This is a genomic window from Streptomyces sp. NPDC056480 (assembly GCF_042795405.1).
Taxonomy (GTDB): domain Bacteria; phylum Actinomycetota; class Actinomycetes; order Streptomycetales; family Streptomycetaceae; genus Streptomyces.
In genome coordinates this window covers 63,880-72,960 of sequence record NZ_JBHTSA010000008.1, presented here as the reverse complement: position 1 = coordinate 72,960, position 9,081 = coordinate 63,880, and the positions used below count along the sequence as shown (strand labels likewise).

The 9,081-nt window shown below is 76.1% G+C and carries 7 protein-coding genes and 1 pseudogene; 2 read left to right on the top strand and 6 right to left on the bottom strand.

What is annotated here, in order from left to right; translation table 11 throughout:
- Together ACFQ79_RS06490 and ACFQ79_RS06485 are read right to left on the bottom strand one after the other, a co-directional pair.
- Positions 1-777: pseudogene (locus ACFQ79_RS06490) on the bottom strand (bifunctional 3'-5' exonuclease/DNA polymerase); the annotation flags it as partial.
- A 396-nt stretch (positions 778-1,173) separates the two neighbouring features.
- Complete coding sequence (locus tag ACFQ79_RS06485) at positions 1,174-2,418, bottom strand: LuxR C-terminal-related transcriptional regulator (protein ID WP_383579751.1); 1,245 nt, start codon at positions 2,416-2,418, stop codon at positions 1,174-1,176.
- 141 nt (positions 2,419-2,559) lie between these two features.
- Between ACFQ79_RS06485 and ACFQ79_RS06480 the strand changes: the two genes are divergently transcribed.
- Both ACFQ79_RS06480 and ACFQ79_RS06475 read left to right on the top strand, forming a co-directional pair.
- Complete coding sequence (locus ACFQ79_RS06480) at positions 2,560-3,501, top strand: NADP-dependent oxidoreductase (RefSeq protein ID WP_383579749.1); 942 nt, start codon at positions 2,560-2,562, stop codon at positions 3,499-3,501.
- Between the two features lie 218 nt (positions 3,502-3,719).
- Positions 3,720-4,316 (top strand): GNAT family N-acetyltransferase, encoded by a 597-nt coding sequence (locus ACFQ79_RS06475; RefSeq protein WP_383579747.1) that lies wholly within the window; start codon positions 3,720-3,722, stop codon positions 4,314-4,316.
- 74 nt (positions 4,317-4,390) lie between these two features.
- On the opposite strand, the gene ACFQ79_RS06470 is transcribed toward ACFQ79_RS06475, so the two are convergent.
- From ACFQ79_RS06470 to ACFQ79_RS06455, 4 genes are all read right to left on the bottom strand, one after another.
- Complete coding sequence (locus ACFQ79_RS06470) at positions 4,391-4,720, bottom strand: hypothetical protein (RefSeq protein WP_383579745.1); 330 nt, start codon at positions 4,718-4,720, stop codon at positions 4,391-4,393.
- A 228-nt stretch (positions 4,721-4,948) separates the two neighbouring features.
- Positions 4,949-7,063: an FtsX-like permease family protein gene (locus ACFQ79_RS06465; protein ID WP_383579743.1), complete on the bottom strand. Its 2,115-nt coding sequence runs from the start codon at positions 7,061-7,063 to the stop codon at positions 4,949-4,951.
- Positions 7,057-8,052, bottom strand: coding sequence for an ABC transporter ATP-binding protein (locus tag ACFQ79_RS06460; protein WP_383579741.1), 996 nt, complete (start codon positions 8,050-8,052; stop codon positions 7,057-7,059). The genes ACFQ79_RS06465 and ACFQ79_RS06460 overlap by 7 nt, the downstream gene beginning before the upstream one ends.
- A 194-nt stretch (positions 8,053-8,246) precedes the next feature.
- Positions 8,247-9,065: an NAD(P)H-binding protein gene (locus ACFQ79_RS06455; protein WP_383579740.1), complete on the bottom strand. Its 819-nt coding sequence runs from the start codon at positions 9,063-9,065 to the stop codon at positions 8,247-8,249.
- Positions 9,066-9,081: the final 16 nt, after the last annotated feature.

Sequence of the window (9,081 nt, the reverse complement as noted above, 5' to 3'; positions counted from 1 at the left end):
TAACACGGCGGGGTGGCGCCGCCCCTCACGCCCCCGGGGGGGGTCCCACCCCCCCCCCCCCCGGCCCCGCGCTCTGCCTTCCCCCACCGGGGGGGGCTGGCCGGGCGGCCCCGGGCGGCCGACGGCCGCCGACACCTCGTCCGCGAGCTCCGCGAGACGGCGGGGCTCGCCCCCGCCCGCGTACCGCTCGCCGAGCAGTTCGTGCAGCAGGTCCCGGTGCACGTCCGCACGCCACGGCAGGCCCGCCCGGTGCATCTCGGCGGCCACCAGCATCCCCGCCGACTCGGCGGCCGTGAGCAGCCGCATCCTGCCCGGGTGCTCCGCCCGGTCATGGCGGCGCAGCTGCTCCGCGTAGACCGCGAGGAACCCGTCGAAGGGGACGGAGACGACGGGGCGCGGCTCGAACAGCGAGTCCTGCGAACCGGGCTCGGCTCCGCGCTGCGGGGGGTCGGGAGGCACCGGCGCGTTCCGCAGGCGCGCCCAGGCCGCGGCGGCGGAACGGGGCTCGCCGAGCCGCCCCTCGTGGCCCAGGAGCAGCTGCTCGGCGTCCTCCACGTCGTAGCAGCGCTCGACCCGGACGCCGGCGGCCAGCAGGCGGGGGTACACCTCGGCCGTCGACCGCCACACCCAACGAACGACCTCGGGCCTGGCCCGGACGGCCGCGACCAGGTCCGGCTCGCGCCGCACGTCCCCGGAGGGCAGGCCGTCGGGGCCGAGGGGGGCGAGCAGTGCGCCGTCTCCCTCGGGTTCGGCTGCGAGGGCCCACCGCTCGGTCATGGGTGCGAGTCTGACACCCCCCACTGACACCCCCGGGAAACCGCCGCGCCGCCTTTCCGGGCCCAGGCTCCCCGCACCTACGGCGCCCACGAGGCCGGGGTCCTTGCCCAGGGGCGCCCACCTGGTGGGCCGGGCCTGGAGGGTGGCTGAGCGCCGTGGTCGGGTTGTGCCCACCCGTTCCGCCCATGCGGAACAGTTGCCCACAACCGGGGGAGCGGGGGCACGCGCCCGCGTGCAGGCCGCGGGACCACGCGCCGCACGGGCCCCGCGTCGCACGGCCCCCCGCCGCACCGGCCACGCGCCGCACAGCTCACCGCGCCGCACGGGCCCCCGCCGCACCGGCCCCGCGCCCGCCGCACGGCTCACAGCGCCGCACGCCCTCCCCCGGCGCGGGCGCTACGCCGCCGCGTGGAACAGGGCCGCCGCCTCCCCGCGGGAGCCGACGCCCAGTTTGTTCAGGATGTTGGCGACGTGGAACTTCACCGTCGACTCGCTGATGTGCAGCGCCTCCGCGATCCGCCGGTTGCGGTGACCGAGGGCCAGGTGCCGCAGGACCTCCACCTCCCGCTCGCCGAGGCCGGTCAGCGGGTGCGCCGCCTCGACCGGCGCGGCCGGCGCGGCCAGCGGGATCACCGCCGTGATCGTCGTGCCCCAGCCCGGCACCGCGTCCATGTCGAGCCGCCCGCCGAGCACGTCGAGCCGGTCCTTGATCGTGCCCGCGCCCAGGTCGCAGGGGGCGAGCGCGCCCGCACCGTCGTCCCGTACCGAGACCCGCAGCTCGTGCTCGGTGAGCTGCCAGCCGACGTGGATCCGGTGCACCGAGTCCTGTTCGAGGACGATCAGGAGCAGGGACCGGACGATCGCCCGCGCGCTGTGCGCGACGTCCGCCGCGAGCGAGCGGTCCGAGTCGGGCGCGCCCAGGTCGAGCCTGACCCGGCTGTGCCGCAGCATCGGCCGGAGTTCGCCGGCGAGCCGCTCGAAGGCGTCCTGGGCGGGTTCCTCCGCGAGCGCGCGGTCCCGCCGCTGCGCCGCCCGCATCTCGATCAGCGCCGACGCGGCCAGGTCGGTCGCGGTCGCCCGGGCCGTCGTGTCGTCCAGGGCCCGGCTGCGCAGCACCCCGAGGACCCCGGAGAGGGCCGCGGAGTGGGTGGCGGTCAGCTCCGCGATCACGCGCGCGCGGGTGTCGGCCGCCGCCCGCGACCGGGCCAGGGCCCCCGGCAGGGCCTCCGTCGCGAACCGGTCGAAGTGGCTCGCCACCAGGTCCCACAGGGCCTGCGCCACGGCGAGTTCGGCCTCGCCCGCCGGGACGCCGCCGTCCTCCCGTACGAGCACGAGCACCGCCCCGCGCCGGGTCGCGTGGCTGGTGACGGCGACGACCTCGCGCTCCCGGCCGCCGATCGTGGCCACGCCCTGCCAGGGGCTCCCGGGCACGCCGGCCGCGAGCAGCGGGGCCAGTTCGGAGGCGGTGAGCAGCTCCGTACCGCCCATGGTCTTGAAGGGGGAGTGGGCGCAGTGGGTGGAGAGTTCGGCCGCGTCCACGTGCGGGACGAGCGGGGCGAGGGCGGCCGAGACCTTGGGGAGGATCTCTCCGAGGGGCTGCCGGATGATCTCGTACGCGGTGGTCAGAGTGTGCGCGTCCATGCGAGGGAGCGTACGCGGGAAGGGGTGGGGAGCGGCCGGTCTTTCGGCCAGGTGGGACTGGCCGTTGGGAGGGCGGGGAGCGGGTGGCCGTGGCCGCAGGCTGGGACCCGTCGAAGTGAACGGGCGGCTGTGGAGGCTGAGATGGAAGCGATCGTGTACGAGGAGTTCGGCGGTCCCGAGGTACTGCGTCACACGGCGGGTGCCGCAGTGCCGGAGCCGGGTCCCGGCGAGGTCCGCGTCAAGGTGGCGGCCGTCGGGGTCAACCCGGTGGACTGGAAGCGCCGTTACGGCTGGGTCGAGGAGTTCTACCCGACGACCTTCCCCGCCGTCCCCGGCCTGGAGTTCGCCGGCACCGTCGACAGGCTCGGCGAGGGCGTCACCGGTCTGACGGTCGGCGACGAGGTCCTCGGCTGGACCAAGACCGGCGCCTACGCCGAGTACGCGATCGCCGACATCATCGTGCCGAAGCCGGCCGGGCTGTCCTGGGAGACCGCCGCGAGCCTGCCGGTGGCGGGCGAGACGGCGCAGCGGGTCCTCGACCTGCTCGGCGTACGGGCCGGCGAGACGCTGTTCCTGCACGGCGCGGCGGGGGTCGTCGGCTCGGTGGGCGTCCAGCTCGCCGTCGCCGCCGGGGTCACCGTGATCGGCAGTGCGTCCGAGTCCAACCACGCCTACCTGCGCGAACTCGGCGCGATCCCGGTGGCGTACGGGGAGGGTCTGGCCGACCGGGTGCGGGCCGCCGCCCCGGACGGCGTCGACGCGGTCTTCGACGCGGCCGGGCACGGGGTGCTGCCGGTCGCGATCGCGCTCCTCGGCGGGGACGGGCCCGACGGGGTCGGGGCGGCGAAGGAACGGATCGTGACGATCGCGGACGTGGAAGCGGAGAAGTACGGGATCGTGTTCTCCGGGTCCCTGGGCGACCCCGACGCCGTACGGGCCGGACTCACCGCCCACGCGCGCGGGGCGGCGGCCGGGACCCTCGCGGTCCGGCTCGCCGACACGCTCCCCCTGAAGGAGGCGGCGCGGGTCCAGGAGCTGAGCGAATCGGGCCACGTGCGCGGGAAGTTGATCCTGGTCCCGTGAGTCCGGGGACCCCACGACCCCGTGACTCCGGGGCCCCCGCGACCCCGTGACTCCGGGGACCCCGCGACCCCGTGACTCCGTGGATCCGGGGACCCGCGACCCCGTGAATCCGGGGGACCCGTAACTCCCGTAACTCCCGTGACTCCGGGTGCGCGGTGGGGGAGGGTGGGGCGATCCCTCCGTCGTGAGCGGCGGTCCCGACCTGGAAGGCGACGACGATGTACGCGATACCCCTGGGAGACGACGGCGCGGAGCTGCGCCCGCTCGAACCGTGGCAGGCGGAGGAGTTCCTGGCGCACATGGACCGGGGACGCGAGTTCATCGGCGCGCGCAACGGCCTTCCCGACGTCGTCACCGACCTGGAGTCCAGTCGGGCGTTCCTCCGTCTCTACGCGGAGAAGGTGGCCGCCGACTCGGGCCGCATCCACGGCATCTGGTCCGACGGCACCCTCGTGGGCGCGGTGATCCTCCGGCAGCTGGACACGAAGAACGGCAGGGCCGAGGCCGGCTGCTGGCTGGAGCCGGCGGGGGTCGGCAAGGGCCTGGTGACCCGGGCGGCGCGGACCCTCGTCGACTGGGCGATCGAGGTACGCGGGATCCACCGGGTGGAGTGGGTGGTGTCCTCCGACAACGAGCCGAGCATCGCGGTGGCCCGCCGCCTCGGCATGAGCAAGGACGGCGTCCTGAGGGGCAGTTACCCCTACCGGGGTCGGCGCCACGACGAGGAGGTCTGGTCGGTCCTGGCTCCGGAGTGGAGGGCGGCGAAGGCCGCGTCCACGGGGTCGGGGGCAGGGGCAGGGGAGAGCGGGGCCTGAGTCGGGGCCGAGCGGGGGCCGGGGCGGCACGGGGGTGCGTCCCGGCCCTTTCGCGTCGGCGTTCGCGTTACTGACTACGGCCCGGCGCCTTCCTCCCGCTCCTCCGGAGGCGGGATCGGCGCGGCAGGGGGCCGCTCCGGGGCCGGGTGGGGGACGAAGAGGCTCAGTCGGTACGTCGTCGGGTGCGTCGAGCGCCCGCAGAGCATGTCCAGCCGGACCGCGTCCCAGTCGAGGCCCGGCTCCTCGGTGCGTAGCCTCCGGAGCTCCGCCTGCCACTCCGACTCGTCCTCCGTCGTGTAGCAGAGCTCCCAGCGCCCGGCATCCGGGCCGAAACGGTCCGCCGCGCGCGAGAGGTCCACGAGCTCCCGCTGTCGCTGTCTCCTGCGCTTCCGCTGTCCCGGCACACGACCGATGATCGTCGTCCCCGGGAGCGCGCCGCAAGGCGTTTCGCACGGGGCGGGCGAGGGACGGGCAGGGCGGGCGCGGCCGTCTGGGGCGGTTCGGGGCGGGCGTGGCCGTGCGGGGCGGGCGGGGCCGCGCGTGGACGTGCGTGGACGTGCGGGACGTGCGTGGACGGGGCGGTGACCCGGCTCCGACCCCGGTCACCGCCCCGTCCGTCCCACCATCGCCGCTCAGCGCGTCAGGCGCCACGCGGGGAGGGCCGAGGCGGCGATCGCGACCGCCGCGCACCCGCCCGCCGTCGCGCCGACCGTGGCCCACGGGAGGGCCAGGGCCACCGGGGCGGAGAGGGCGGCGAGGCCCGCTCCCAGGGTGCCGAGGACCAGCGCGGTCACCGCGAGGCCGAGCAGGGTGCCGATCGCCACGGCGAGGGTCGCCTCGCCCGTCACCACCCGCAGGATCTGGGCCCGGGTGGCCCCGGCGAGCCGGAGGGAGGCCAGTTCTCCGCCCCGCACCGAGGTCGCCATGAGCAGGGTGTTGGCGAGGCCGATCACCGTGTAGACGAGGGCGATGCCGAGGACCAGGACCATGCCGAGCCGGGCCTGCGGGCTGCCGCCCGGGGGGCGCTCGGCGTCGGCCCACGCGTCGGCCGTCCTGACGGTGCCGCCGCTCGCCTCCAGGGCCCGCACCGTGGCCGTACCGCCGCCGCGTGCGTCGATCCGGTCGGGGACGGAGCCGGGGGCGTTCGCCCGGGTGACGTACGGGCCGTTGTCGCCGGTGCCGAGGGCGAGGACGGCCGCGATCCGGAGCCGTACCGGACCGCTTCCGTCCGCCCGCCAGACCTCGACCGTCTCGCCCACCCGGCGCCGCTCGAACTCCTCGTTGACGACGATCGACCGGTCGTCGAGGTCCCGCGGATCGCCGGCGACCACGGGCAGCCGGGCGAGCTCGGCGAAGGCCGCCGGATCGGCGACCGCCCGCGCCCCGTACTTCACGACGGCCGCGTCCCCGTCCCGTACGAAGACCGAGGTCGGCCCGGTGGGGGAGACGACGGCCCCGGCGGGCGCCGTCACCGGCCTCAGGGCCGGGCCTGCCACCACGTACTCCGCGGCCGTCTGCTCGCGCCCCTCGGTGCCCTTCGCGCGCGTGACGCTCGCCGCCGAGCCGAAGAGGGTCCCGGCGAGCGCCACGGTCACGAGGACGGGGGCGGCGACGGCGGCCGTACGGCGGACGGAGGCGGCGCTGTTCTCCCGTACCAGCGTCCCGACGGCCCCCCGCAGCCTCAGCAGCCGGGCCACCGGCCGGACCAGGAGCGGGGAGAGCAGGGCGATGCCGGTGATCAGGAGCATCGGGAGGGTCGTGTACGTCTTCCGCTTGAGCAGCGCGGACGGGTCCGTGGCGTACGTCCAGACGAGGAGCCCCAGGCCGGCCAGGAGCAGTCCCGCACCGAGCAGGGCACGGCCGAGGGGCAGGGTGTCGGCGTCGACGTCCGCCTCGCGGAGCGCGGCCGCCGGGCCGACCTTCCCGGCCCGCCGGGACGCGGCGACCGCCCCGGCCAGGGCGACCGTCACGCCCGTCCAGAACGCGACGTGGAAGGGCCAGACCGGGCCGCCGACCGTGAACCACGCGGGCGCGAGGCCGCCGTCGACGAGCGTCCTGGCGAGCAGCGGCGCGCCGGCCGCGCCGAGCACGCATCCGGTGGCGGAGGCGAGGACGCCGAGCGCCGCGGCCTCGGCGAGGAGGAGCCGGCGGATCTGCCCGGGGGTGGCTCCTGCGGTCCTGAGCAGCCCGAACTCGCGGCGGCGCAGGGCGACGGCGAAGGCGAAGGTGGAGGCGACGACGAAGACGGAGACGAAGGCGGTGACACCGCCGGAGGTGCCGAGGAGGGCGTTGACGCCGACGAGCGCGTCGGCGTCACGATCAGGGTCGGGGTCGGCGCGCCGCCGTTCGCCGCCGGTGAGGACCTGGGCACGATCGCCGACGAGGGCGCGGACCTCGGCGGCGGGGGCGTCGACGCCGACGGCGTCGGGTCCGCCGGACGGGGTGACGGTCCAGCGGGCCTTCAGTTCGCGGAGCAGATCGTTGTCCACAGGCTGTGGACGGTCGAGTCGCTGCACCACGGACGCGGTCCCGGGTCCGCGCCGTACGTCCAGTGTGAGCCGGTCCTGACCCTGCACCACGACGGGCGAGGAGGCGAAGCGCTGCGGGGAACGCTCGGGCGCGTGGAAGGTCGCGGACAGCCCGAGGCCCATGGTGGCGAGCAGTCCCACGCCGAGCGCGAGGGCGACGAACCCGCCGAGGAAGGAGGCCCAGCGGGCCCGGAGGCCGGAGAGGACGACGGTCAGCACGGGGCGCTCCCGGTGGGGGAGGCGGCGGTCCGGTCCGGACCCGGCTCGGAGACCGGCGCGACCGTTTCCGGCGTGGTCGTCGGGGCCGTCACCGATTCGGGCGTGGTCGTTCGTGGTGCGGGTGTTTCCGGTGTGGTCGTCCGGGTCGTCACCGATTCGGGCGTGGTCGTCTTCGGCGCGGGCGTTTCCAGCGCGGTCATCCGTGCCGCGACCGATTCCACCGTCGGGTCCGGAAGCTCGCCCGCCACCCGCCCGTCGACCAGGAAGACCACCCGGTCCGCGCGGGCCGCCGCCACCGGGTCGTGGGTGACCATGACGATCGTCTGACCGTCGTGGTCGACCAGCTCCCGCAGCATGTCGAGCACCTCGCGGCTCGTCGTCGAGTCGAGCGCGCCGGTCGGCTCGTCGCCGAAGAGAACGGCCGGGCGCGTGATCAACGCCCTTGCGATCGCCACCCGTTGTTGCTGTCCGCCCGACAACTCGCCCGGCCTGTGCCGCTCCCGCCCCGCGAGTCCGACCCGGGCCAGCGCCTCCCGGATCTCGTTACGGGACGGGCGGCGGCCGGCGAGCCGGAGGGGCAGGGCGACGTTCTGCGCGGCCGTGAGCGCGGGCAGCAGGTTGAAGGACTGGAAGACGAAACCGATCCGGTCCCGCCGCAGCAGGGTCAGCCGCCGCTCGCTCAGCCCTTCGAGGGCGACCCCGCCGACCTCCACCTGCCCGGAGGTGGGCCGGTCGAGCCCGGCCGCGCACTGGAGCAGCGTGGACTTGCCGGAGCCCGAGGGGCCCATGACGGCGGTGAAGGTCCCGGCGCGGAAGTCGAGGTCGACGCCGTCGAGCGCGCGGACGTCCCGGTGGTGACGGGTGAGCCGGCGGAGCCGTACGGCGGAGGTGGAGGCCGTCGCGGAGGCCGTGACGGAGGTCGTGACGGGGGTCGTGACGGAGGCCGTGACGGGGGTGGCCGCGGGGGTGTTCGAGAGCGTCGGGGTCATGGCTCAAGCGAACCGTTCGCGCGGCCGCCGATCACGACCACTGGCGGGCGTCCAGGGGGTATGCCTGGCCCTACCCCGGAGCCGGGGCCCTGCCCCCGAGCCGCGGCCCTGTCTCCGTCCCGGCCTGCAGCCGCGGCCCTGCCCCCGAGCCGGGTCCGACCACCCGTGCGCGGGCTGCCCGCCCCGGACCGGGTCTAGCTCTCCCGTACGGCCTTCACGTACACGTCGAGCGCGTCGAGCGGTTCGCGGCCGCCCAGCAGGGCGCGGAGGTCGCTCTTCACCTCCTCACCGTCCATGAAGCCGTGGGCGATCGCCGAGTACGTGCTCGCCAGCATCGGCACCTGGAACGGCACCGCCCCGGACGCGGCGATCGCGGCGCGCGCGTCGGCGAGCGTGCCGGGGGCGTACGTGGCGCCCAGGGCCTCCGCGAGGCCGGCGCCGCCCAGGGCGCGCTCGCCGACGAGCTCGTACACCCGGTTCCGGTGGGCGGCCGGGTCCGTCGCGACCGAGACCGCGATGTCGGCGAGGTCCGCGCGGGCGACGGCGGCGAGGCGGCCCTCGCCGAGCGGGCCCGTGATCCGGTTCTCGGCGTCGGGCCTGGCGATCCAGGCCAGGAACTCGGCGTAGAGGCCGTTGCGGAGGATCGTCCAGTCGAGGGTGGCGGAGCTCCGCAGCCGCCGTTCGGTCCAGCGGTGGGCGAGCGCGTACGTGAGGTGGTCGCCGTAGCCGGAGAGGCTGGTGTAGACGACGTGGCGCACGCCCGCCGCCTCCGCTGCCGATATCGCGGCCTCGTGACGGGCCACGACCGTGTCGTCCTCCCCGTAGCCTGCCGAGACGAGCAGCACCGTCTCCACCCCGGCGAAGGCCTCCGGCAGTGTCTCGGGCGCGTCGAAGTCGAGACGGCGGGCGCCGGGGAGCCCCGCGCGGGTGCCGAGGACGACGTCCTCGCGACCGGCGAGCCGTTCGGCGACGAGCGAGCCGAGAGCACCGGAGACACCGGTGACGAGCAGCATGTTTCCCCCTGGGGCC